Raw genomic sequence first — 22,338 nt, forward strand, 5'->3', positions numbered from 1 at the left:
ACCCACCCCGAAACAAAGCAAAAACACCACAAACCGCTTGGCTCGTTGTGCTCGCCCCGTTGCGAGAGATGCGCATCATATACATCACACATCTGCCGTCAACGGGTTTTTTACAGCCGCGTTGCAGGAGGGCCTGCAACGCCCGCCACACGGGCGTTACGGGTTTGCTGCTTCAGCCTGCCTCGAGCGAGACGCGCGCGATGCGGCGCTTGCCCACCTGGATCAATAGTTCGCTGCCCGGCAAAAACACCGCGGCCTTGTCGGTCACCGGGGCTTCATCGATACGCACCGCCCCCTGCTTGACCAGTCGCATGCCCTCGCCATTGCTCTTGGTCAGCCCGGCTGCGGTGAGCAACGCTGCCACCTGGATACCATCACTCGGCACCGTCACGGGCGTGAGTTCCAAGTCCTGGGGCACAACGCCTTTCGAGAACCGCGAAACGAATCCCTGATAGGCGGCCTCGGCCGCCTCCTCACCATGGAAGCGCGCCACGATCTCGCGCGCGAGCCCGTGTTTGTAGGCCATCGGGTTCTCGCCGGCGTCGACCTCGGCCCGGTAGCGGCGCACGGTGTCGATGGGCTCAAAGGACAGGAGTTCGTAATACCGCCACATGAGATCGTCGGAGATCGACATGAGCTTGCCGTACTGCTGGTCCGGTGCCTCGTCGATACCAACGTAGTTGTCCAGGGACTTCGACATCTTGTTGACGCCGTCCAGCCCCTCGAGCAACGGCATGGTCAATATGGCCTGCGGCACCTGGCCGTGAACCTGCTGGAGATGCCGGCCCATGAGCAGGTTGAACTTCTGATCGGTCCCACCGAGCTCCAGATCGGCGTCCAGCGCAACCGAGTCGTATCCCTGCAGCAACGGGTACAGGAACTCGTGAATGGCAATCGGCTGATTGGACTGATAACGCTTGTGGAAGTCGTCGCGCTCAAGCATTCGCGCCACGGTGTGCGACGACGCCAGACGAATCAGGTCAGCCGCGGAGAAGTCGTTGAGCCAGTCCGAGTTGAGCACAACCCGGGTTCGGGCCGGATCGAGCACGCGATAGATCTGCGCCTCGTACGTCTTCGCATTGGCCTGGACCTGTTCTTCGGTTAGCGGCTTGCGCGTGACGTTCTTTCCCGTGGGATCACCGATACGCCCGGTGAAGTCGCCGATCAGGAACACGATGTCGTGCCCCATGTCCTGCAGCCAGCGCATCTTGTTGAGCAGAACGGTATGCCCCAGATGCAGATCGGGGGCGGTCGGATCAAAACCGGCCTTGATCACGAGCGGGCGTTTTTCGGCGGTGGCGTTTTCAAAACGCTCGCGAAATTCGGCTTCCGGGATGATTTCATCGGTGCCGCGCTTGATCTCGGCCCATGGATCGTCGGTCAAGGCTTGCTCCGTCGTCTTTACCAAATGCGGTGCGTAGTCTAAGTAGAGTTGCTGCTTCGCGCGAGGCCGCGACGGCCCCGTTGCCGGGCATCGCGCGGGCCAAATCGCGGGACAAGTTGCTAAGTCCGCGTGTTTGTGGTCATTTATGGCCCCATAAGAACACGGAAGGCAAGCAAAGGGGGCCTCCGCCTGAATGCCTTTTCCCAAACCGCGACGGTGTCTATGGGCAGACTGGTCGACCAGGATTATCTGTGGCTACGTGAATCCCCGGCCGTCCGGCCGGCACCGGCCTGGCGCCGTTGGCTGCCCTTCGGGCTCGTGCCCGTTGCGGCAGTGGGCGTCTGGTATGCCTTTTATACCAACCCCGACATGCACACACCGGATGACGCGCTCGCGGCGACGCCGCCCATGCCGTCGCGCCTGCCGCCGGCCATGCAGGGCCATCTGATACCGGCTGTCGCCCGCCCGGATACGCTCGCCGGCATGCGCCTGACGCCGGTCAGCCGATTCGATCGCTGGGATTCGGTCGTTGCGCCGGGCCGGCAACGGATCGAGGACAACGCACTGGCCGACGCCCTGGCCATGGCCCCGGCCGCCTCGCTGGCCACCGACGATAAGCCCGGATGGCGCACGCTGACGATCCGCCGCGGCGACACGTTGTCACTGGCTTTCCAGCGCTACGGGCTGTCCTACATGGACTCGCTGCGGATCGCGCATCTGCCGAAGCTCGGCCATTTCTTCACCAGCGGCCTCAAGCCGGGCCGCCTGTTGCGCGTCAAGGCCGATCGCAACGGCCGCGTGGCCGAAGTGCATTATGTCGTGGATGCCGGCCGGACCATCACCCTGACCCGTCAAGGCGACGGGTTCACTGCGGATCTGGCCGAACAGGCCCTGGACCATCGACGCAGTTACGCCAGCGGCGTCATACGTCACTCCTTCTACAAGGACGCTCGCGCCGCCGGGCTGAGCGCGCCACAGATTGCCCAGGTCCAGAAAGCGCTCGCGCATGACGTGGATTTCGGCCATGACCTGAAACGGGGCGATCGTTTCGTCGTCGCCTACGATGAGCTCTATCGCGACGGCCGCCGCGTCGGCACCGGCCCGATTCTGGGTGCCTCGCTGACCAGCGGCAACCATGCAGTGCAGGCCGTACGGTATACGGACAGCGCCGGCCACACGGATTATTATCGCCCGGACGGCCGCCCACTGCGTCCGGCCTTCGTCCGAGCACCGGTCGCCTATACGCGTATCAGCTCGCCGTTCAACATGAGCCGTCGCCATCCGATCCTGCATCGCATCCGTCGGCACGAAGGTACGGACTATGCGGCCCCCGAGGGCGCCCCGATTCACGCCACCGGCGCTGGCAAGATCGTCTTCCGCGGTCGCCGCGGCGGTTACGGCAACGTGGTGATCATTCGGCACGACGCCCGAGTGACGATGCGGTTCGCCCACATGGCGCGTTTCGCACGCGGCCTGTCGGTCGGCGATACGGTCGCTGAAGGCGATGTGATCGGATATGTGGGCATGACCGGGCTAGCCACGGGTCCACATGTGCATTACGAATTCCGGATCAACGGCAAACCCTACAATCCGCAGACGGTGACGCTGCCCGGCGCTGCCCCGCTGTCCGGCCGGGCGCTCGCACGCTTCAAGCAGGCCAGCGCACCGCTCGTGGCCCAGCTCGACGACGCAGGACACCGCCCCGTGCAGCTGGCCGATGCCTCGGCCACGGAGTCGCGCTGACGCGATGGCGAGCCCTGATCTTCATTTCATCGGCCTGATGTCGGGCACCAGCGTCGATGCTGTCGATGCGCTGGTCGCCCGGTTCGACGACACGGGCCGGCCCGAAATCGTGGCCACCCACAACGAACCGCCGCCGCCAGCGCTGCGCGAGGCCTTGCTGGCGCTGAGCGATGCTGGAACCACACTCACACTGGCCGACTACGGCCGGCTCGATCAGCAGGTCGCGGACTGGTTCAGCGACGCTGCGAACGCCGTCCGAGCGCGGGCCGATCTCGCACATCGCGATATCGCGGCCATTGGCAGCCATGGCCAGACTGTCTGGCACGCGCCGGATGATGACCGCCCGTTCAGCCTGCAGATCGGCTCGGCCGCCCGGATCGCCGCCCGCACCGGCTGTGCCGTGGTTTCCGATTTCCGCAGCGCCGACCTGGCCTGCGGCGGCCAGGGCGCCCCTCTCGTCTGCGGGCTGCACGCCGCGCTGTTCGCCGGCCCGGCTCGCGCCCGTGCCGTGGTCAACATCGGCGGCATCGCGAATGTGACCCTGCTGCCGGCCGGCGCCGACCGGGACATCATGCAGGTGACCGGATTCGATACCGGCCCGGGCAACGGGCTCATGGATGCCTGGATCGCGACCTGCCGCGATCAATCCTACGACGCCGACGGCGCCTGGGCGGCCTCGGGCCGAATCGATGCCGCGTTGCTCGCCCAACTGCGGGCCGATGATTACTTCGCCCGGCGCCCCCCGAAAAGCACCGGCCGCGAATGGTTCGGCCTGAACTGGCTGCAGACGCATCTCGCCCGGCTGGCGCACACCCCCGCCCCTGCCGATGTGCAGGCCACACTATGCGAGCTGACCGCACAGAGCATCACCGATGCAGTCACGCATTTCGGGCCGCAAGACATCGAAAGCATTCATCTATGCGGCGGCGGCGCGCACAACCGGACACTCGCCGCACGGCTGGCGGCCTGCCTGGCCCCGATCCGCGTGACAACGACGAACGAGCTGGGCGTCGACGGCGATTGGGTGGAAGCCCTGGCGTTCGCCTGGCTCGCTCGGCAACGGCTGGCCGGCCTGACCGGTAATGCACCGGGCGTGACGGGCGCCAGCGGCCCCGCGATTCTCGGCGGCTGGCATCTCCCGCCGCCAGCACGCGAAAACGACGCCTGAGCAGGCCAGCGGCCCAGCGCCCGACTTTGGACTGATCTCGACACGGCCCTTGATTCAGCGCGATCGATCCGCCTGCCTGTCTCTTGGCCAGTGGCTACTGGTGAGGGAGAGCGAGATCTCTCTGGTGCCGCGAACGCATTGCCAAAGTCGGCGGTCGTCGTGGGCGCTGGGGTGACGGATCACGAACGGCGCCGCGCATCCGCGCGTGGCTTGCCATGCAAGCCTGAGGGGTTGTCCATCACCCCCATTCGCCTGCGGCGAATCGCCCCTCAAGGGGGCGAAGGCGCGCCGGTCCGGTTTACACCGCGAACGAGTTGCCGCAGCCGCAGGTCGTCGTGGCGTTGGGGTTACGAATCACGAACTGCGCCGCGCATCCGCGCGTGGCTTGCTATGCAAGCCTGAGGGGTTGTCCATCACCCCCATTCGCCTGCGGCGAATCGCCCCTCAAGGGGGCGAAGGCGCGCCGGTCCGGTTTACACCGCGAACGAGTTGCCGCAGCCGCAGGTCGTCGTGGCGTTGGGGTTACGAATCACGAACTGCGCGCCTTCGATCCCGTCGGAGAAATCGATTTCGGCGCCCATGAGATAGAGCACGCTCATCGGGTCGACGAGCAGCGTCACGCCCTGTTTCTCGATGAGGGTGTCTCCATCCTCGACGTTCTCGTCGAAGGTGAAACCGTACTGGAAGCCCGAACAGCCGCCGCCGGAGACGAACACACGAAGCTTGAGCGCGTCGTTGTCCTCGTCCTGGAGCAGCTCCTTGACCTTGAGCGCGGCCGAATCGGTGAATACCAGCACATCCTGTTGTGCGGCATCAGCCGGGGCGTCATTGATTTCAGTGGCAGTACTCATAAGCGTCGTTCCTGTCGAACCCGCGATTCACATCTTACGACATCAGTGCTGTGGCGCGCTTTTCAAGCCGTCGCGGTGTCGCTTTCCGTGCATTGTCTCACGGGATGGGCGCTGTTTGTGTCAGCGCGCAGGTCTCCGGCGCGCCGATCATCAGGTTGAAACATTGCACGGCCTGACCGGCAGCCCCTTTCACGAGATTGTCGATGGTCGACAACACGACCGCCTGATCGCGGTCGCCCGGGCGATGAACGGCGATTCGACAGTGATTGGTCGCCTTCACGTGACGCGTTTCCGGCGTGCCCCCCGAGGCCAGTACCTCGATGAACGGCTCGTCCGCATAAGCCGCCTCGAAAAGCGACTGCAAATCGATGCCCCGATCGTTGAGCCGTGCATAGAGCGTGGCGTGAATACCGCGAATCATGGGCACGAGATGCGGCACGAACGTCAGTCCGACGGCTGTTTCGGCCATATCGGTCAAGACCTGCTCGATCTCCGGCAGGTGACGATGCCCGCTCACACCGTAGGCCTTGAACGAATCGGCCATTTCGGCATACAGGAAACCGGGCTTGAGGCTCTTACCCGCACCGGAGACACCGGTCTTGGCATCGGCGATCAGATGCGCGAGATCCACGTGTCCGCCGGCGACCAGCGGCTTGAAGCCCAGCAACACCGCCGTGGGATAGCATCCCGGGCAGGCCACCAGCTCGGCTTCGGCGATCGGCGCTCGCCCGGTCAGTTCGGGCAGCCCGTAGACGGCGCGCTCGATCAGCTCCGGGGCCGCATGATCGGTGTGATACCACTGGGCCCAGAGCCCGGGATCACGCAGGCGGAAATCGGCCGACAGGTCGATGACACGCACGCCGGCCGCCAGCAGATCAGGCACGTCGTACATGGCCGCGGCGTGAGGCGTGGCGAAGAACACGACATCGCAGCCGGCCAGGTTCTCGTAGCTCGGCGTCGCGAATACGCGATCGCCGAGGCCGGCCAGCTGTGGATAAGCATCGGCCACGGGTGTGCCCGCCGCCCCGCGCGAGGTCACCACCGACACGTCGGCATGCGGGTGCGCGCCGAGCAGGCGCAGCAGCTCGGCACCGGCGTAGCCGGTCCCGCCGACGATTCCGATTCGTTGCGTGCGTGCCATGACCAATGCTGTTCCCTAGGCTGATGCATGCGCATACTACACCCGCGTATCCGACAACCCCAGAGCCCGCGGATGTCCTGCTCGCGCCCGAACGCCCTGTTGCCTGATCGTGTACTCCGTGGCGCGGCGAGTGCACGGACGAAGGCCCGGGACTGGCCGCCGTACCGTGGCGCGACCGGTCGGCATGGCACAGGGCATGCGCCCCGGCCCACCGAAACCGCGGGGGATCGCTGAGCATGGCCGCGAACGCCTCGCTGCGTACGCGGGCTCGTGGCTACGCGCGCCGTGCGCTCGAGCGATGGCGCGGCCAGCTCGCCGATGTCGAAAACACGCCCGGCCTCGGGCTGCTGTGCGTGCTGGGCGCGACGACCGGGGCGCTGGCCGGCGGCGTGATCCTGTTGCTCTACGGCGCGATCCAGGCGATCCGCCTACCGCTGTTCGCGGTCTTCGACAATCACGGCGATACGTTCGTCAGCGCGGATCTGGCCTTTCGTATCGCCGTGCCGGTCATCGGCGCCCTGATTCTCGGGCTGCTGGTCGAGTGGTGGTTCAAGTCGCTTGAGAACGGCATCGTGCACGTCATCGAGCGGCTGATGTACTACCAGGGCCTGTTGCCGCTGAGAGCCGCGCTCGTCGACCTCGCCGCGACCGCCATCGCCATCGCGACCGGGCAGTCGGTCGGTCGCGAAGGCACGGCCGTGCATACCGGGGCGTTCACCGGCAGCTGGCTGGCGCGGCGTCTGGCGCTGCCGAACAACAGCGTGCGCACGCTGGTCGGCTGCGGTGTGGCCGCGGGTATTGCCGCCTCGTTCAATACACCGCTGGCCGGCGTGATCTTCGCGATGGAAGTCGTGATGATGGAATACACCATCGCCGGCTTCGCCCCGATCATCCTGGCGGCCGTGACCGGTTCGCTGGTCACGCTCGAGCTGCCGAACCTGCACCCACAGCTCACCGGCGCGGCCGATCATTTCCATGCACTGGAACTGCCGGCGATGACACTGATGGGGCTGTTGCTCGGCGTGATCGGCGGCGGTTTCACCCGGGTTGCCGGGGCTTTCGCGCCAAAGCTCGCGAACGTCCGGATCAGCCTGCGTCTGGCGCTCGCCGGCCTGGTGACCGGCCTGCTCGCCATCGTCTTCCCGCAGATCATGGGCCTCGGGTTCGAGACCGTGAATCACGCACTGGCCGGCGAGTTCCTCATCGGCATGGCCCTTGGCATCGGCGCGGCCAAGCTCGTGGCCACGCTGTTCGCCGTGGCCGCGGGCATGCCGGGCGGCATCATCCTGCCGATGTTCGTCACCGGGGCGGGCCTGGGCAGCGCCTGGGGCAGTCTCGTGGGCGCCGAGCTGAACCTGCCAGTCAGCGGCCCCGGCCTGTATGCCCTACTCGGCATCGGCGCGATGATGGCCGCGGTCCTCCAGGCGCCGTTGTCGGCACTGGTCGCGATACTGGAACTGTCCGGCCAGACCGCCATGGTGCTGCCAGGCATGCTGGTGATCATCGCTGCCCTGGTGGTCTCCCGCCGGGTGGCCGTGTCGGACTCGATCTTCCGGCTGCTGCTGCGCCGACGCGGTCTCGACTATCGCAATGACCCGATCTCGCAATATCTGCGCCGTGCGAGCGTGCTGACCACCATGAACCGCAAGTTTCGTGTTCTGGCGGCACAGACCACACGCGCCGAGGTGCGCAAGGCGCTGGATGCCCGTATCGACTGGTTGCTGATCCGGCCCGAGGAAGGCCGTCTACAATTGATCCGGCCGGACGAGCTTGAACGGGCACTGGCCGGCGATGCGGAGATCGACGAAGAGGCCGAGATCGACCTCATGAACATCCCCGCCCATCGAGCCGATACCTTTGCCATCGATGTCCGGGCCAGCTTGCAGGAGGCCTATGATCAATTCGAGTCCACCGAGGCCGAGGCCCTGATCGTCCAGCGCACCAGCCGGGTCGGCAACGCCGGCGCAACCCCCTACGGTATTCTCACGCCGGCCGCCGTATCAGCCACTTATCGCCGCTAAGCGCGTCGGCGCGAGCGGCGTCGGTACAATGGCCGCGTTTCGAAGGGACGACCCTTCAGCCAATTCGGGAGCGACTCGATGTATTTATGGATCCAGGCATTCCACGTGATTTCCATGGTGGCGTGGTTTGCTGGCCTTCTCTACCTACCACGGCTGTTTGTCTATCACGCCGAGACGACCGAGCCGGCCGCCCGGCGCCGATTCGCCGGCATGGAGCGCCGCCTGTCGATCGGCATGTCGATCGCGGCCGTGGCCACCGTGGTTTTCGGCGTCTGGATGCTGGTGATGCTCGGCGGCGGCTGGCTTGCCAATAACGGCTGGATGCACGCCAAGCTGGGACTCGTGGTCTTGGTGCTGGGCTATCACGGCTGGTGTCAGGCCCAGGTGAAGAAACTGCGCGAGGACCGTGCGGCGGCCTCGATCGGGTTCTATCGCGCGATGCGCGAAATCCCCGTGGTGCTCCTGGTCCTGATCGTGATCCTGGCGATCGCCAAGCCGTTCTAGGGCGTGTTGAGGTTTCGTTCGAGCGCCGCGTTGGAGACCGCAAATCACGCCCGGCGGCGTTGCCAGTCTGAATCGTGGCGCGCTATGGTCGGCGACTCGCGCCTCGTCTGATCGCCTGCAGGACAATGCGGCAGTCTATTTCTGGCGACACGCCATGATTCAGCCCGAGCGGGCCCACCACCGGCACGGGGCGGGCCACTCGATTGGCGAACGGATTATTCGTCGCCGGTCTTCGGAATCTGGTTGATGTCCGGGCCCGTCTGCGACTGCAGATAGTTCTGCTCACCCATCGTCTTCATGAGATCCAGCTGGGTCTCGATGTAGTCGATGTGTTCTTCCTCGTCGGAAATAATGTTCACGAACAGATCGCGCGTGGCGTAGTCGCCGGCCTCTTCACAGACCTTGATGGCCGCCTTGTAATGCGCATGGCCTTCATATTCGGCGGCCAGATCGCACTCCAGCATTTCCTTGGGATTCTCGCCGATACGCAGGCGGCCCAGATCCTGGAGGTTCGGCAGCGCGTTGAGAAACAGGATCCGCTGGATGAACCGATCCGCGTGCTCCATTTCCTCGATCGACTCGTTGTACTCGTGCTTGCCCAGCTCGAAATAACCCATGTCTTCATACATCCGGGCATGCAGGAAGTATTGGTTGATCGCGGTCAACTCGAGCTTGAGCGCGTCTTGAAGATGCTTGATGACGTTGGGATCGCCTTTCATGGGTCGTCCTGTGCTGACCAGAATCCAACCCACAGATTATCGGAGGCCGGCATCGGCGACAAACCGGCTGCCTCGTGATCGTCTCTAGCCGGCGACGGCCACCGGTTCGAGCGCCGGTGCTTCCTCTGCCGCATCGACGGAAACCGCAGTTACCGGAGCAGGCGATTCGAGTCGCTCCGACTCTTGCCGACATTGAAGCAACACATCACGCGCACAGGGCGCGCAGCGTCCACAACATCCGGCCACGCCCAGCTTTTGCCGGAGTAGCCGCATACTGCAGGCCCCGTCGCAATAGGCTTCGCGGATCTGACAGTCGGTCACCGCGTTGCAGACGCATACGTACATAGCATTACCTCCAATTGCAGTACACCCTAAATGAGAATCAGTGTCAACTGCTACTGGGACTCGTTGCAGTCTTGCGCGATCGCCAATCAGTGTCAAATATTGCGCGCAACTCGATTGGCAACGAACAGTGTTGCGCAAATCGGGAGCTGCCCGACGCGGGCCACCTCACATAAAAAGGATTCAGGAATCTGGCCGAAGCGATCTGTGCGGATTAACGGAGATCGAGCTTGCAGCAATCACGCATACGCCCGGCGGACTCAGGAGCCATGACAAGGCGTCTAGGGCGTGTTTTCCGAGATCGCCCGGCGCATGGACTGGGTCCGTTGATATCGGACTGTTTTCGAGCGGCAGCGCATGGCTCGCTCTGCCTGCGAGACGAACGAGCACGGACGCTGAACGCCGGGTATGCGACATCACGCGATAAGACGAGCCGCCATTGCGCGACCGCCATGGTGGCGCCGTGTTTCGTGTTTCAACGGCGGACGCAATGCCCTGTCGCGTCAGGGCATCGCCGATACGGGCACGTGGCCGCCCGGGGTCAGATCGTGGCTTCGTCCAGACAGCCGGCCAGCTCGTCGAGCGCGCGCCGGTAGACATGTCGCTTGAAGAAGACCACTTCATCGACCGGCCGCCAGTAGTCGACCCATCGATACCCGTCGAACTCCGGCTTCTCGGTGGCATCGAAGCGGACACAGGATTCGTCGGCGACGAGCTGCAGCATGAACCACTTCTGTTTCTGACCGATGCACAGAGGCTGGCTATGGCGCCGGATATAACGCTTGGGTAGCCGGTAGCGCAGCCAGCGCCGCGTGCTGCCGATAATCTCGACATGTTCCGGGCGCAACCCGACCTCTTCCTCGAGTTCACGATAAAGCGCTGCCCGCGGGTCTTCCCCGTGCCGAATGCCGCCCTGTGGAAATTGCCAGGACTGCTGACCGATGCGCTTGGCCCAGAAGACCTGACCGGCCTGGTTGCTCAGAATGATGCCGACGTTTGCACGGTATCCTTGTGCGTCGATCACGCTGATACCCTCGGTATAAGTACTGAATCGATTCTTTCATAAAATGGCAACAAATAACAAAAACGACGCGATAGACGTTCGGCAGGTCGTAAATCGCTCGCCCACAACATAAACCGCCAAGCCCCGCGCTCCGGCGCACGCCATAATCTGATAATAGTCAATTGTTTGGGGCGCAACCTGCCTTGCTCAGGCGCATTCGATCTTTCAACGACGGGCGATTCGCGCGATGATGCGGGCCGGCTTCTCACATCGAATGCTCGTGCACCTGACCTTCTTCGACCTCGACCAGACGCTACTGGCATCCGACAGCGACTACGAATGGAATCGTTTTCTCGTGGATGAGGGCGTGGTGGATAGCGCGGCCTACACCGACGCCAACGACCGTTTCGCCGCGCAATATGCTGCCGGCGAGCTGGATATCCATGCCTATCAGCGTTTCGCGTTGGCGCCCCTGGTCGCCCACGGGCACGAGGCCATGGCCGCGCTCCGCGAACGTTTCGTGGCCGAGCGCATCGGGCCCAGCATCGCGCGCCATGCGCCGCGGGTTCTGGCGTTTCATCGCGATCGGGGCGATGCCATCGCCATCATCACCGCGACCAATGCCTTCGTCACCGAGCCGATCGCGGCCTATCTCGGCATCTCGCATCTGATCGCCACGGAGCCCCGCATCGTGGACGGCCGCTATACCGGTGAAATCGCGGGAACGCCCTCGTTTCAGGACGGCAAGATCGAGCGGGCCCTGGCTTTCAAGGCCGAATATTATCCCGAGGCTGGCCCGACCACGTTCTACTCGGATTCACACAACGATCTGCCACTGCTCCGCTGGGCGGACCGGCCCGTCGCCGTGGATCCGGACCCGACACTCGAAGCCGCGGCCAGCGCGGCCGGCTGGCCGATCGTCTCGTTTCGCGGCGAGACACCCCCGCCGCTTTCCTGACGACACCGTGACAGGCGCCCGGCCGGCACGCTGACCCGGCCGGCGCCTTCGTCTCAGCGCGGCGCGTCCCGGCCTTCGTCCCAGGCGCCCAGGTAAGTCACGACCTGCTCACGCAGGCGGCCGTTGGTCGCCAAAAGCGTGCGTGTTTCCAGGTCGAGCGGGCCGCTGCCCAGCTCGCTCACATCACCGCCTGCCTCGCGCAGGATCACGGCCAGTGCCGCGATATCCAGAATATTGAGATCGGACTCGATCACCGCGTCCACGCGACCGCTGGCCAGCAGGTGATAGTGATAGAAGTCCCCATAACCGCGAATGCGGTGCACATCGCCGACCAGCCGGCCGATATCCGGCCAGGCTGCCGAGGCGCCCAGTGCCCCGATGTTGCCCATCGACAGCGATGTCTCGGCGATCGTGTCAACTTCCGAGACCTGAATCGGCGCGCCGTTGAGTGTCGCGCCACAGCCCCGGGCGGCACAGGCCAGCTCCCCGCCGTTGAACGCCGGGGCGTTGGATACACCGACGATCAGCTCGCCGCGGTACATGAGCGCGATCTGAGTCGAGAAGAACGGATAGCCCCGCACGAAACTCTTGGTGCCATCGATCGGGTCGATCAGCCAGACATAGTCGGCATCGATCGATTCGCGCCCGAGCTCCTCGCCGTAGAAGCCGTGGTCGGGAAAGGCTTCGGCGAGCGTGGCCTTGATCACACGCTCGCTTTCGATATCGGCGACGGTCACCGGCGAGGCATCAGCCTTGCGCTCAACCTCGAACTCGCCGTGATAGTACTGATTGATGACCGCCTCGGCGGCCCGAGCGGCCTCGACCGCGACTTCCAGATAGCGGTTGACGTTCTCACTCACGAACGCGTCCTCATCAGATGATCGAATCGGGCTCGCATGATAGGGGCTCGCCCGGCCCGATGCGACGATTTCAGCGGGCGAAGCCCAGCAGCGTGGCTGCGGCGAGCAGTGCCAGCAGAACCAGCACGCTACGCGAGATGAGCGACAGGGCGGCCAGCAGCATGGCGCTGAAATCGGCCGGCGCCGCGCGATCCGCGGCATCCGCTGGCAGGCCGAGCGCACCGCGTCCGACCCGGGCCAGCAACAACCAGCTGCCGGTGCCACTGAGCCGCGTGGTGGTGCGTATCGCGCCCCGCCAGGCGCCGAAAGCGCAGCCGCTCTGCCCGGTCAGCGCATAGACCACGGCGACCAGGCGCGCCGGAATGAAGGCCGCCAGACCGTGCACGTATTCGGCAGTACGCGCAGTGGCCCGCCGCTGCGGCGCACGCTGCGCCAGCGCCGGCAACTCGCGCGCCAGACGATAGAACAACGCCCCGGTCGGCCCGGCCACGAAGAACCAGAGCAGCACTGCCAGCACGCGTTCGTGCCCCTGAACGAGCACCGCGCCGAGCAGTGTGCTCGGATGGATATCGGCCGGGGCGCGCCCGGTCGCCCGCCGCGCCAGCGCGATCGCACGGGCCTCGACTTCGTCGTGGGCCGCCTGGCTGCGCGCGTTGGCCAGCGCGTAGACATCCTCCCACAGATCACGCGGCCCCAGGCTGATCAACAGACCGATCAGCCCGAACAACAGCTGGACGCCAAGCCAGGCGTGCACGGCGATCTGCCACTGTGCGATCGCAACGATCGCCACCGGCGGCAGAATCACCAGCGCTCCACTCGGATGCGCCAGCCAGGCCCGCCCGAGACGCGTTGTCGCGATCAGATCCACATAGGCCGCAAACGCATCGAGCCGGCGCAGGCGTGCGATCTGGCCGAGGGTGCGCTCCAGCAGCAGAGCGGCCACGATGACGATCAGATGCATGACGCACTCCGGGCCAGGACGCGATCCAAGGCAGTCCAGTCGAATGCCGGGCCGGGATCGGTCTTGCGGCCGGGCGCGATGTCGGAGTGGCCGACGATGCGCTCGCGCACCAGCGCCGGATAACGCGCCGCGAGCGTCCGGACCAGCCGCGCCAGGGCGGTGTATTGCGCGCGTGCGTAGGGGCAGTGATCGGTGCCCTCGAGCTCGACGCCGATCGCGAAATCGTTGACCTGCGAGCGGCCGCCGAGCCTCGAGACACCAGCATGCCAGGCCCGTGCGTCGAAGCTCGCGTACTGCGTGATCCGACCGGTCCGCTCGATCAGCGCATGCGCCGAGACCCGCACATCGGCCAGCTCACGCAGCGCCGGATCGGCGTGCACATCCAGCGTATTGGTGAACAGTTCCGTGACCAGACCATGGCCGAAACGTCCCGGCGGCAGCGTGATGCCATGCACCACGAGTGCATCGATCGGGACGTGTGCCGGCCGCATGTCCTGATTCGGCGAGGGCCGGTGAGATACCCCGACCAGCCAGCCAGCGTCGTCGATGACAAGATTCAAGCGCAATCCACCCTGTTCGGTGACTCATCCGCGTCGATCGGTGCCCCACCCGTCGTGGGGCGGCGGCCGCTAGAAATACGCCTGGACGCCCAGATCGATACGCAGACCATCCGTACGGCGCAGGTTTTCGTATTTGATGTTCGATCGTAGCGCGAGCTCGCGTATCAACGGAACCTGCACGCCGAGCCCCGCCCAGCCGTAATGGCCGTCGGCACCGGCAGCATACTGCAACCAGCCGGCATCGGCCCGCATCTGGACCCCCGGATGCGGATAATAGAGCAGGCCCGCGCTGGGGCCCGCACCAAACGCATAGGCCGGCGCGAGCCCCGGATTGGCGTCGAAGGAGACCTGACCGAATACATAACCGGTCAGATTGCCGCGTCCCCAGGCCAGCCCCGGCCCGCCCTGCAGGTAATAGCCGAGATCGTTGTCGCGGCCGGTGAACAGATGCGTGGATGGCCGACGACGCGCCCCGGTCGACAGCGTGAACGAAACCGGCTTGAACCAGGCATCGCGCCGCGACAGCGAGGTGATCGACAAGAGCTTGAAGTCATCCAGCGCGACATGCCCGTTCTCCGGATCGACCGCCAAGCCCACATCGGCGAAATCGATGGCCTGACCGTGCGTGTAGCCCCCCGGATCGTCGAGCAGATCGTGATACGCCGGCCGAAGCCGGAAGGCCAGCGACGTCTTGTCGCCGGCATACACGGTGGCGGCCTTGAAACGCAGCGAGCGATGCCCCTCGTCCGGCGAGCGGGCCGGCTCGGTCACGGGCGCGAACGGCGACCGGCCGCCCAGCCGGGCCCGCGCCGCCAGAATGCGATTGGCATAGACCTCACCGGTCTCCCCCTTGACCGGCGCTGCCACGTTGTCACTGGCCAGCTGATAATGCAGCGCGTCGTAGGCGACCTCGAGCACCGCGGCCTGGCGGGCACGCGGCAACGCCTTCACGGCCGGGGCGTCCGGGCTCAGGCGGTGGCGCGACACGCGGCGCGCCAGCGACTGTTCCGCGGCCGACAGCTGATGCGTCTCGGAACGCAGGACCGCTTCCATGGACGGACGAAACCGGGCCGGGCCGAGCAGCCCCGGCACATCCGACAGACTCCGGATCGTGTCCGAGGGGATGGCATACCAGCTGTACTGACGCGTCAGATGCAGCCCGGGACGCGCGACATCGATCAGCGAGAGCAGCTGGTAGGAGCAGTTCTTGTTGAGAAAATAATAGGCGAACTCGACATGATCCATCGCCCAGACATGATCGACCATCCGATCGAGCTCGGCCGACGACAGCTGCAGCGAATACGACCAGACGTCCCGATTCTCGATCCAGGCGTACTGCTTGACCTTCTTGTAGTAAGGAAACAGCCCGAAGATGCCGGGATAGCCGCCGGTCAGGCCCTTCCAGACGAAACCCAGCCCACGCTGGCCGTCCGGGGCCGCGGCGGCGAAGTTCACGGCATAGGACAACAGCTCGGTGCCATGGCGGCGTTTCGAGGAATCGATGCGCAGCAACGTATGGCCGAACATCGATGACGGACTGTTCGGAAAGGCCGCCGGGAAGATGAGGCTGGCCTGCCGTGGGCTGAGCATCGCCTTCCAGCGCCGGTATTTCGGGCAGTCGTGCACAGGCAGCTGCGAAACATCGATATCGAGCTGCCTGACCAGCCATTTGCGCCGCGCGACGAACAGACAGTAGGTCGCCAGTTTGCGCGGCCCGACCGGCCGATCGGAAAACAGCCCGGCGATGGTGGCATCGAGCTCCGCGGCCGGATCGTGTCGTCCGTCGGGCCCGGCCAGGAAAAACCAGTCGGAGCCGACCTCGCTGTGCACGCCCCCATGCATCCAGTTCGGCTCGTAGTGGACCAGCGCACGCCAGGTATCGCGATCGGCCAGACCTGCAGCGGCGGCGGCACGCTGCAGCCGCGCCACGGTGGCCGACGCATCGGCGACCGCCGGCGGCGTCGCGGCGAGGAGTCCGCCGAAAACACCCAGCAAGACAAGCCCGCAACGGACAAGCCGTCGTCGCTGCCGACAGGACAACACCACTAGAAGAGACGCGTTAACGTCGCCGCAATCGACCGGGCGCGTCGCACGAGACCGGTCTCGTGCGGCTGTGGCCGCGATATCAGGGCTGGGTGCCCTGCGGGGCCGACTCGGCGTCGAAATTGCCGAGCGGCCGCGAGAATGTATACCGTGCAGGAGCGCCGACCAGGGCCCCGGCGGCCGCGTCGCTGTTGTGGCCGAGTGCCGAGAACGGCAGGGAAACCACGAACAGCCCGGCACCGGCGATGGTGGTCGCAAAACTCAACGGCCGCACGATCACGGCATCAAAGACCATCGCGGCCGGGTCCGGCGTGTCCGCGGAATAATCATACTGCGGCTGGGCCGGACCGGTGGCCGGCGTGGCCGACCAGGCGGGTGTCGTCACCAGCGCGCCGACCAGCATCAGGCCAACGGCCATGCATCGAACGAGGAGAACAGTCATGCCGAAAACCCTGTGGTGGCTGCGTGAGGCGAGCGTAGCAAAGCGCCTTGGCAAGTCAATCCATCGCTATCGTCTGTCATGAGTGCGCGCGAGGTCTATCTGGCGGCCGATCCGGTCAACGCCGAAATCGTCAAGGACATGCTTGCCGACCGGGGGATCGCCGCCCACGTACGCCGCCAGCATCTGTGGGGCGGCATGGGCGAGCTGCCGGCCAATCTCTATCCGGGCGTCTGGGTCGATGCGGCCGACTACGAACGGGCCCGCACGCTCGTCGTGCAGTTCGAGGCCGGGCCGATGGACGCCGGACCGGACTGGACATGTCCGGGCTGTCGCGAACGCATCGAGGGCACCTTTCAGGCCTGCTGGCGCTGTCAGCATCCCCGCCCGACCGATTGAAGGCTCGTCCAATGGGCGCGGCCGCACTCGTGCCGGGCCCACCGAGCCCGTAGACTGCGCCGCATCCTCGCCGGCCGGCTGCGCGCCTCATGCATATCGTTCTCCACGAACCCGAGATCCCGCCCAATACCGGCAATGCCATACGGCTGGCCGCCAATATCGGCGCCACGTTGCATCTCATTCATCCGCTGGGCTTTTCGATCGACGATCGCCGGCTGCGCCGGGCCGGCCTGGACTATCGCGAAATCGCGGTGATCCGCGAATGGGCCGATTACGACAGCTGGCGCGCCGCCCACCCCGACAACCGGGTCTTCGCCGCCACCAAGCATGGCGATGTGCGCTACGACACGGTGGCCTACCAGGCCGACGACGCCCTGCTTTTCGGCTGCGAGACGCGCGGGCTGCCGGCCGCCCGGGTACGTGCGGCCGATGCCGCCATCCATCTGCCCATGCGCCCCGGCAATCGCAGCCTGAATCTGTCGAACAGCGTCGCCGTGGTGGCCTACGAAGCCTGGCGCCAGCGCGGCTTCGTCTGACCTGGCCTCGCGCGGGCCCGCGACCCGTGGTTCAGACGCGCTGCGAGGCCCGGACCGAGATGACTTCCCAGCCGGCACCGGCCGCCGCCGCACTCAAACGCTTGTCCGGCTCGACCGCGATCGGCTCGCCGACGGCCCGAAACAGATAGGCGTCGTTGATCGAATCGCCGAAAGCCACGGCGCTCGCCAGACCCAGCCCGACGCGCGCGGCCAGTATCTCGGCCGCATCGATCTTGGTGGGCCCGTAGGGATGGCGCCGCGGCGGCGCGCTCGTGAAGACACCGTTGCGCGTGTGGCAGACCGCGCCGATCGCATCGTCCGCGCCCAGTGCCTCGCACAGGGCATCGGCGATGAACTGCGGCGTGCCCGACAACAATACCACCGTATCGCCGGCCGCCTGGTGGGCACGCAGGCGTTCGAGCACCGGTGCCGAGAGGGCCTCGCGCAACACCTCGGCAACGAACCGCTCGGCCAGTGCGCTGATATGGCCATGCGTGTGCCCGGCCAGATAGGCCTTGTTCTTCTGCATGACGTGTCGGCCGAAACGCGGCAGATAACGCAGCGTGAAGACTGCAAAAGCCAGCAGTTGCCGCACGCCGAGCGCGCCCTGCTGCCAGAGAAAACGCGCGAAGCGGGCCTCCGAGGAAGCCCCGGCGACCAGCGTGCCGTCGATATCGAAGATGATGAGTCGCTTGTCAGACATGGCTCTTACGCGCGTTGACACAGAACTCCACGATGACCGGCAGGCCGCGCGCCACGCAGATCGCTGCCGAGGCCCAGGCCAGGCCGTGGCCGATGGCGGCCAGCCAGAACCCGTGTGCGGCCCAGAATGCGGGCGCGATGTCCGGGAACGGCTGCCAGAGCAGGATCCAGGCGAACGTTACCGCCTTGAGCACGGCATAGAAACCGCGCATGAAGCGCCCGGCCACCAGAAACCGGCCGACCGGTGACTGCATCATGTCGAAGGCCGCGGTGCCGGCAGCCGCGCCCTTGCTGCGGATGGCATCGACCAGATTGCCGCGGATGATGAACAGCAGCGGGATCCAGACACCGATGAAGCCCAGATGCGCCAGCACCACCCAGAGCACCGTCTCCACGATGCGGTCGATGGCGATATCGAAGGTCGCCCCGAACAGGGTTTCCTGATTGAAGCGGCGCGCGACCCAGCCATCGACGCCGTCGAGCGCGATGATGAACACCGTGAGCGGCGCGTTGACCAGCTGCAGCCAGGGATCGCCGGAATAGATGATCGCCAGCAGCCCGAACAACAGGACAAAACGTCCGAAAGTGACCCAGTTCGCCATATCCGTTCACTTTTCCGGCACGGGCGGCGATCATCGCCACGCGCCCCGCCCCGCGTGAGCCATAGGCCGGACACGCTCGTCCGGTACGCCAGCGTCGAAGTTTACACGAAGGTGAAACCCCCGAGCGCGCTATTCCGCTTCGGCACGAAACGGTCGATCCGTCAGCCGTCGCACGGCTTCGCGCGGTGCCACGCCCTCGTGCAGGACCGAAAAGGCCTGCGCAGCGATCGGCATGTCGATGCCCTGCTCGCCGGCCATGCGGCGCACTTCGCGCGCCACGCGAACGCCCTCGACCACCTGCCCGATCTCGGCTTCGGCCTCGGTCACCGAGGCACCACGCGCCAGGGCCAGCCCCATGCGCCGATTGCGCGATTGATCGTCCGTGCAGGTCAGCAACAGATCCCCGAGCCCGGCCATGCCGGTCAGCGTTTCGCGTGCGCCGCCGAGCGCTGCACCGAGGCGCATCATTTCCGTGAGCCCGCGCGTGATCAGAAGCGCGCGAGCGTTGGCGCCATAGCCGAGCCCGTCCGAAATGCCGACCGCGATGGCGAGCACGTTCTTGACCGCGCCGCCGACGCCGACGCCGACCACGTCGTGGGCGGTATAGACCCGGAACATGCCGTCATGAAAGGCTCGGGCCATGTCGTCGGCGAACGCCGGGTCGTGCGATGCGATCGTGACCGCGGTCGGCAGCGCTCGCCCCACCTCACCGGCGAAGCTCGGCCCGGACAACACACCGACGCTGCGCGTCGTGCCGAGTGTCTCGGCCGCGACTTCGTGCGGCAGCAATGCGGTGTCCGGTTCCAGGCCCTTGGTCGCCCAGAGCACCCGTTGACCCGGTGCCAGCTGCGGCGCCAGGGCCGACAGACAGGCGCGCAGGGCATGACTGGGCACCACCACCAGCACGTCATCGGCCCCGTCGATGGCCTCGGCCACGCTCGTGACCGGCGAGAGTGTGGCCGGCAGGGTCACCGCGGGCAGGTATCGCGCGTTCTCTCGCGTCCGGGCCAGCGCCTCGATGGCGGCGCCGTCTCGTCCCCAGAGCGCCACGCCGTGACCACGGCGGGCCAGCTGGACAGCCAGCGCGGTGCCCCAGGAACCGGCGCCCAGCACGGCGAACCGTCGTGTCTGCCCCCGATCCATATCGCCGCCGCCCGGCTAGTGCGTGGCCTGACTGGCGTCCGTGGTGCCCTCGCCCTGGCCGGCCCGATGCTGGGCATAGAGCAGGTCGAAATTGACCGGCTGCAGCAAAAAGTGCGGGAAACCGGCGCGCTGGACCATGTCGCCAACGGCCTCGCGCACATAGGGGAACAGCACCGACGGGCAGTACGCGCCCAGCACATGATCGCGTTCCTGTTCGTCGAAGCCTTCGATCTGGAACACGCCGGCCTGCTGGACTTCGACGATATAGGCCGTGCGGTCTTCCTGCTTGGCGGTGACGGTCACCGTCAGACAGACCTGATGGGTCTCATCCGACAGGTTCTGGATCTGGGTGTTCAGATCGACGTTGACCTCGGGGTTGTAGTCGAGCGTGAACACCCGTGGGCCGTCGGGCACCTCGATCGAAGCATCCCGGACGTAGATCTTCTGCAGACCGACCGTTCGCTGACCCTGCTCCTGCTGCTCGTCTTCGGCCATCTTTCCCTCCTTGAAAACGTTTACTTGCGCGTGACCGGCAGGCCATCGGCCTGCCAGCCGTTGAATCCGCCCTTGAGCGCGTGCACACGCGTGAAGCCCTTGGCCTTGAGCTTGGTCACGGCCTGGCCGGCGCTGGTACCCGCGGCATCGTAGACGATGACCGGATGCGCCGTGTCACGCGAGATCTCCTGCGTGCGCGAATCGATGCCGGCCAGCGGCACGTGGCGGGCATTGATGATGTGATTCTTCTTGTAATCCGCCTTGGATCGCGTGTCGACGACGACCGCGTCCTCGCCGTTGATCAGACGAATCGCCTGCGACGGCGGAATCGGCGCCGCGCCGGAGGCATTGCGCCAGGCTTCGTTGACGAGGAAAGCGATGACGATCAAGCCGAGCGCACCCCAGAGGAACGGGTGGTGCACGACGAATTCGACCAACTGATCCATAAGCTGATGTGCCCGAGTCGGCTGATTGGAGCGGCCGCAGCCCGCTGTGTGGCCCGCGATTATTGCATATCCGCAGGCCCGCGCAGTCGACGACGGCTCCAGCTTGTCCGAACGCGCTCGGGCAAGCCGGGCTGGGTGTCATACAATCGGCGCCATGCGCGTTTTCTCTTCCTGTGTCTGTCCGGCTCTTGCGCTCGTCCTCGCCGCCGGCGTGGCCTGGCCCATGCCCGGCCTGGCCGATACCCAGTCCGACAAGGCACGCGCCGAGCTGTCGGCGCTGCGCGATCGGATCGATTCGTTGCGCCACAAGATCGCGGCCGACAGCGACAAGCGCAGCGATCTGTCGGACGCACTCAACAAGGCACAGCGCCAGATCAGCGCCACGCGCAAGCGCTTGGACGATCTGGATGAGGACATCGCCGAGCACAAGCAGCGCATCACCAAGCTCGTCGCCCAGCGCGATACCGAACGGGCACATCTGTCCGATCAGCTCGATGCGCTGGAGGCCCAGGTGACATCGGCCTACGAAACCGGCCAGGTCAGCCGGATGCGTCTCCTGCTGTCAGGCGAGTCGCCGGAGCGCATGGGCCGGATGCTCAACTATTATCGTTATTTCTCCGATGCCCAGAGCGCCCAGATCGGCGAGCTCAAGACCGTGCTTGCCAAACTGGTCGCCAAGCAACAATCGCTGGAGGCCGAACGCAGCCAGCTCGCCTCGCGGCGCAAGACCCGTGCCGCCACCCTGGAACGTCTCCAGACAAGCGAAAAACAGCAGAAACAGACGCTGGCCGCACTCGATCGCGAGCTCTCGTCGAAGCGCAGCTCGCTGTCGGACATGCGGGACCAGGCCGCCCAGCTCAAGAAACTGCTCGGATCGGTCCAGACGCAACTCTCCGACCTGCCGCCGATTCCCAAGGGCGCCTCGTTCGCGACACTCAAGGGCCGCATGCACCCGCCGGTTTCCGGCCGCGTCCTGGCCGCCTTCGGTCAGACCAAGAGCGGCGGGCCGCTGCGCTGGCAGGGTGAATGGTTCGCTGCCAGCGAGGGGACGCCAGTGCATGTCGTGGCCGGCGGCCGCGTGGTCTACGTCGGTTACATGAAAGGCTACGGGCTGATCGTCATCGTCGATCACGGCCAGGGCTACTACTCGCTCTATGGCCATGCCGCAGCCAGCTATGTCGATGTCGGCGATGCCGTGCAGGCCGGCCAACCGATCGCGACCGCCGGCCACAGCGGCGGCCACGACACCAACGGCATCTATTTCGAAATCCGGCACGGCCAGACGCCGGTCAACCCGCGCCGCTGGCTCGCCGGCTGA

Annotated in this window: 24 protein-coding genes; 8 read left to right on the forward strand and 16 right to left on the reverse strand. The window is 65.7% G+C overall.

Going from position 1 to position 22,338, the window contains the following annotated elements; all coding sequences use genetic code 11:
* Nucleotides 1-172: 172 nt before the first annotated feature.
* Nucleotides 173-1,384, reverse strand: a complete 1,212-nt coding sequence (gene tyrS / locus D3260_RS14780) for a tyrosine--tRNA ligase (RefSeq protein ID WP_120099380.1) — start codon at nt 1,382-1,384, stop codon at nt 173-175.
* A gap of 222 nt (nt 1,385-1,606) precedes the next feature.
* Between tyrS and D3260_RS14785 the strand changes: the two genes are divergently transcribed.
* Together D3260_RS14785 and D3260_RS14790 are read left to right on the forward strand one after the other, a co-directional pair.
* Nucleotides 1,607-3,127: a peptidoglycan DD-metalloendopeptidase family protein gene (locus tag D3260_RS14785; protein ID WP_120099381.1), complete on the forward strand. Its 1,521-nt coding sequence runs from the start codon at nt 1,607-1,609 to the stop codon at nt 3,125-3,127.
* Between the two features lie 4 nt (nt 3,128-3,131).
* On the forward strand, nt 3,132-4,295 hold the full coding sequence (locus D3260_RS14790; RefSeq protein WP_120099382.1) for an anhydro-N-acetylmuramic acid kinase: 1,164 nt from the start codon (nt 3,132-3,134) through the stop codon (nt 4,293-4,295).
* Between the two features lie 473 nt (nt 4,296-4,768).
* On the opposite strand, the gene erpA is transcribed toward D3260_RS14790, so the two are convergent.
* The gene (gene erpA / locus D3260_RS14800) at nt 4,769-5,146 is read right to left on the reverse strand and encodes an iron-sulfur cluster insertion protein ErpA (protein WP_120099383.1); all 378 of its coding nucleotides are present in this window, start codon (nt 5,144-5,146) and stop codon (nt 4,769-4,771) included.
* 97 nt (nt 5,147-5,243) lie between these two features.
* Nucleotides 5,244-6,287: an N-acetyl-gamma-glutamyl-phosphate reductase gene (argC, locus tag D3260_RS14805; protein WP_120099384.1), complete on the reverse strand. Its 1,044-nt coding sequence runs from the start codon at nt 6,285-6,287 to the stop codon at nt 5,244-5,246.
* Nucleotides 6,288-6,523: 236 nt separating this feature from the next.
* Here argC and D3260_RS14810 point away from each other — a divergent pair, with 236 nt between their 5' ends.
* Together D3260_RS14810 and D3260_RS14815 are read left to right on the forward strand one after the other, a co-directional pair.
* On the forward strand, nt 6,524-8,308 hold the full coding sequence (locus D3260_RS14810) for a chloride channel protein (RefSeq protein WP_120099385.1): 1,785 nt from the start codon (nt 6,524-6,526) through the stop codon (nt 8,306-8,308).
* A 78-nt stretch (nt 8,309-8,386) separates the two neighbouring features.
* Nucleotides 8,387-8,812, forward strand: coding sequence for a CopD family protein (locus D3260_RS14815; RefSeq protein ID WP_120099386.1), 426 nt, complete (start codon nt 8,387-8,389; stop codon nt 8,810-8,812).
* Nucleotides 8,813-9,027: 215 nt separating this feature from the next.
* Here the strand turns inward: D3260_RS14815 and bfr are convergent, their stop codons facing one another.
* The 3 genes from bfr to D3260_RS14830 form a co-directional block, all read right to left on the reverse strand.
* The gene (gene bfr, locus D3260_RS14820) at nt 9,028-9,531 is read right to left on the reverse strand and encodes a bacterioferritin (protein WP_120099387.1); all 504 of its coding nucleotides are present in this window, start codon (nt 9,529-9,531) and stop codon (nt 9,028-9,030) included.
* Nucleotides 9,532-9,615: 84 nt separating this feature from the next.
* Complete coding sequence (locus D3260_RS18190; RefSeq protein WP_120099388.1) at nt 9,616-9,876, reverse strand: (2Fe-2S)-binding protein; 261 nt, start codon at nt 9,874-9,876, stop codon at nt 9,616-9,618.
* A 538-nt stretch (nt 9,877-10,414) separates the two neighbouring features.
* Nucleotides 10,415-10,897 (reverse strand): RNA pyrophosphohydrolase, encoded by a 483-nt coding sequence (locus tag D3260_RS14830; RefSeq protein WP_120099389.1) that lies wholly within the window; start codon nt 10,895-10,897, stop codon nt 10,415-10,417.
* A 253-nt stretch (nt 10,898-11,150) separates the two neighbouring features.
* On the opposite strand from D3260_RS14830, the gene D3260_RS14835 reads away from it, so the two are divergent.
* Entirely contained in the window at nt 11,151-11,834 is a 684-nt protein-coding gene (locus D3260_RS14835) for an HAD family hydrolase (RefSeq protein ID WP_370456323.1), read from the forward strand.
* A 53-nt stretch (nt 11,835-11,887) separates the two neighbouring features.
* Here the strand turns inward: D3260_RS14835 and D3260_RS14840 are convergent, their stop codons facing one another.
* The 5 genes from D3260_RS14840 to D3260_RS14855 form a co-directional block, all read right to left on the reverse strand.
* On the reverse strand, nt 11,888-12,694 hold the full coding sequence (locus D3260_RS14840; protein ID WP_233544099.1) for an inositol monophosphatase family protein: 807 nt from the start codon (nt 12,692-12,694) through the stop codon (nt 11,888-11,890).
* A 70-nt stretch (nt 12,695-12,764) separates the two neighbouring features.
* Complete coding sequence (gene ampE, locus D3260_RS17890) at nt 12,765-13,655, reverse strand: regulatory signaling modulator protein AmpE (RefSeq protein ID WP_158583562.1); 891 nt, start codon at nt 13,653-13,655, stop codon at nt 12,765-12,767.
* A complete protein-coding gene (gene ampD / locus D3260_RS14845) occupies nt 13,646-14,215 on the reverse strand; it encodes a 1,6-anhydro-N-acetylmuramyl-L-alanine amidase AmpD (protein WP_120099391.1) in 570 nt (189 codons plus the stop codon). The genes ampE and ampD overlap by 10 nt, the downstream gene beginning before the upstream one ends.
* 69 nt (nt 14,216-14,284) lie before the next feature.
* Nucleotides 14,285-16,210 (reverse strand): DUF4105 domain-containing protein, encoded by a 1,926-nt coding sequence (locus tag D3260_RS14850; RefSeq protein WP_120099392.1) that lies wholly within the window; start codon nt 16,208-16,210, stop codon nt 14,285-14,287.
* 130 nt (nt 16,211-16,340) lie between these two features.
* Entirely contained in the window at nt 16,341-16,700 is a 360-nt protein-coding gene (locus tag D3260_RS14855; protein ID WP_147418223.1) for a multidrug transporter, read from the reverse strand.
* Between the two features lie 78 nt (nt 16,701-16,778).
* Between D3260_RS14855 and D3260_RS14860 the strand changes: the two genes are divergently transcribed.
* Together D3260_RS14860 and D3260_RS14865 are read left to right on the forward strand one after the other, a co-directional pair.
* The gene (locus D3260_RS14860) at nt 16,779-17,096 is read left to right on the forward strand and encodes a DUF2007 domain-containing protein (protein WP_120099394.1); all 318 of its coding nucleotides are present in this window, start codon (nt 16,779-16,781) and stop codon (nt 17,094-17,096) included.
* An 89-nt stretch (nt 17,097-17,185) separates the two neighbouring features.
* Nucleotides 17,186-17,632, forward strand: a complete 447-nt coding sequence (locus D3260_RS14865; protein WP_120099395.1) for a tRNA (cytidine(34)-2'-O)-methyltransferase — start codon at nt 17,186-17,188, stop codon at nt 17,630-17,632.
* Nucleotides 17,633-17,663: 31 nt separating this feature from the next.
* Here D3260_RS14865 and D3260_RS14870 read toward each other — a convergent pair whose 3' ends face one another.
* The 5 genes from D3260_RS14870 to D3260_RS14890 all read right to left on the reverse strand — a co-directional run bounded on the left by D3260_RS14870 (nt 17,664) and on the right by D3260_RS14890 (nt 21,020).
* On the reverse strand, nt 17,664-18,335 hold the full coding sequence (locus tag D3260_RS14870) for an HAD family phosphatase (protein WP_120099396.1): 672 nt from the start codon (nt 18,333-18,335) through the stop codon (nt 17,664-17,666).
* Nucleotides 18,328-18,936, reverse strand: a complete 609-nt coding sequence (locus D3260_RS14875; RefSeq protein ID WP_120099397.1) for a CDP-alcohol phosphatidyltransferase family protein — start codon at nt 18,934-18,936, stop codon at nt 18,328-18,330. Before D3260_RS14875 ends, D3260_RS14870 begins: the two co-directional genes overlap by 8 nt.
* A 129-nt stretch (nt 18,937-19,065) precedes the next feature.
* Nucleotides 19,066-20,079: an NAD(P)H-dependent glycerol-3-phosphate dehydrogenase gene (locus D3260_RS14880; RefSeq protein WP_120099398.1), complete on the reverse strand. Its 1,014-nt coding sequence runs from the start codon at nt 20,077-20,079 to the stop codon at nt 19,066-19,068.
* 15 nt (nt 20,080-20,094) lie between these two features.
* A complete protein-coding gene (secB, locus tag D3260_RS14885) occupies nt 20,095-20,574 on the reverse strand; it encodes a protein-export chaperone SecB (protein WP_120099399.1) in 480 nt (159 codons plus the stop codon).
* A 20-nt stretch (nt 20,575-20,594) separates the two neighbouring features.
* Nucleotides 20,595-21,020 carry a rhodanese-like domain-containing protein gene (locus D3260_RS14890; RefSeq protein WP_120099400.1) on the reverse strand — a complete coding sequence of 142 codons (426 nt, stop codon included), beginning with the start codon at nt 21,018-21,020 and terminating at the stop codon, nt 20,595-20,597.
* Between the two features lie 154 nt (nt 21,021-21,174).
* On the opposite strand from D3260_RS14890, the gene D3260_RS14895 reads away from it, so the two are divergent.
* A complete protein-coding gene (locus D3260_RS14895; RefSeq protein ID WP_120099401.1) occupies nt 21,175-22,338 on the forward strand; it encodes a murein hydrolase activator EnvC in 1,164 nt (387 codons plus the stop codon).

Origin of the sequence: Salinisphaera sp. Q1T1-3 (genome assembly GCF_003602005.1) — a bacterium.
GTDB lineage: Bacteria > Pseudomonadota > Gammaproteobacteria > Nevskiales > Salinisphaeraceae > Salinisphaera.

Excerpts from the sequence above, each read along its gene's own strand:
- D3260_RS14785 (WP_120099381.1), top strand. The coding sequence starts at position 1,607 with ATGGGCAGACTGGTCGACCAGGATTATCTGTGGCTACGTGAATCCCCG.
- D3260_RS14865 (WP_120099395.1), top strand. The coding sequence starts at position 17,186 with ATGCATATCGTTCTCCACGAACCCGAGATCCCGCCCAATACCGGCAAT.
- D3260_RS18190 (WP_120099388.1), bottom strand. The coding sequence starts at position 9,876 with ATGTACGTATGCGTCTGCAACGCGGTGACCGACTGTCAGATCCGCGAA.
- argC (WP_120099384.1), bottom strand. The coding sequence starts at position 6,287 with ATGGCACGCACGCAACGAATCGGAATCGTCGGCGGGACCGGCTACGCC.
- D3260_RS14870 (WP_120099396.1), bottom strand. The coding sequence starts at position 18,335 with ATGTCTGACAAGCGACTCATCATCTTCGATATCGACGGCACGCTGGTC.
- D3260_RS14895 (WP_120099401.1), top strand. The coding sequence starts at position 21,175 with ATGCGCGTTTTCTCTTCCTGTGTCTGTCCGGCTCTTGCGCTCGTCCTC.
- D3260_RS14810 (WP_120099385.1), top strand. The coding sequence starts at position 6,524 with ATGGCCGCGAACGCCTCGCTGCGTACGCGGGCTCGTGGCTACGCGCGC.
- bfr (WP_120099387.1), bottom strand. The coding sequence starts at position 9,531 with ATGAAAGGCGATCCCAACGTCATCAAGCATCTTCAAGACGCGCTCAAG.
- erpA (WP_120099383.1), bottom strand. The coding sequence starts at position 5,146 with ATGAGTACTGCCACTGAAATCAATGACGCCCCGGCTGATGCCGCACAA.
- D3260_RS14875 (WP_120099397.1), bottom strand. The coding sequence starts at position 18,936 with ATGGCGAACTGGGTCACTTTCGGACGTTTTGTCCTGTTGTTCGGGCTG.
- D3260_RS14815 (WP_120099386.1), top strand. The coding sequence starts at position 8,387 with ATGTATTTATGGATCCAGGCATTCCACGTGATTTCCATGGTGGCGTGG.
- D3260_RS14880 (WP_120099398.1), bottom strand. The coding sequence starts at position 20,079 with ATGGATCGGGGGCAGACACGACGGTTCGCCGTGCTGGGCGCCGGTTCC.
- secB (WP_120099399.1), bottom strand. The coding sequence starts at position 20,574 with ATGGCCGAAGACGAGCAGCAGGAGCAGGGTCAGCGAACGGTCGGTCTG.
- D3260_RS14860 (WP_120099394.1), top strand. The coding sequence starts at position 16,779 with ATGAGTGCGCGCGAGGTCTATCTGGCGGCCGATCCGGTCAACGCCGAA.
- D3260_RS14855 (WP_147418223.1), bottom strand. The coding sequence starts at position 16,700 with ATGACTGTTCTCCTCGTTCGATGCATGGCCGTTGGCCTGATGCTGGTC.
- D3260_RS14890 (WP_120099400.1), bottom strand. The coding sequence starts at position 21,020 with ATGGATCAGTTGGTCGAATTCGTCGTGCACCACCCGTTCCTCTGGGGT.
- D3260_RS14835 (WP_370456323.1), top strand. The coding sequence starts at position 11,151 with ATGCTCGTGCACCTGACCTTCTTCGACCTCGACCAGACGCTACTGGCA.
- D3260_RS14790 (WP_120099382.1), top strand. The coding sequence starts at position 3,132 with ATGGCGAGCCCTGATCTTCATTTCATCGGCCTGATGTCGGGCACCAGC.
- ampE (WP_158583562.1), bottom strand. The coding sequence starts at position 13,655 with ATGCATCTGATCGTCATCGTGGCCGCTCTGCTGCTGGAGCGCACCCTC.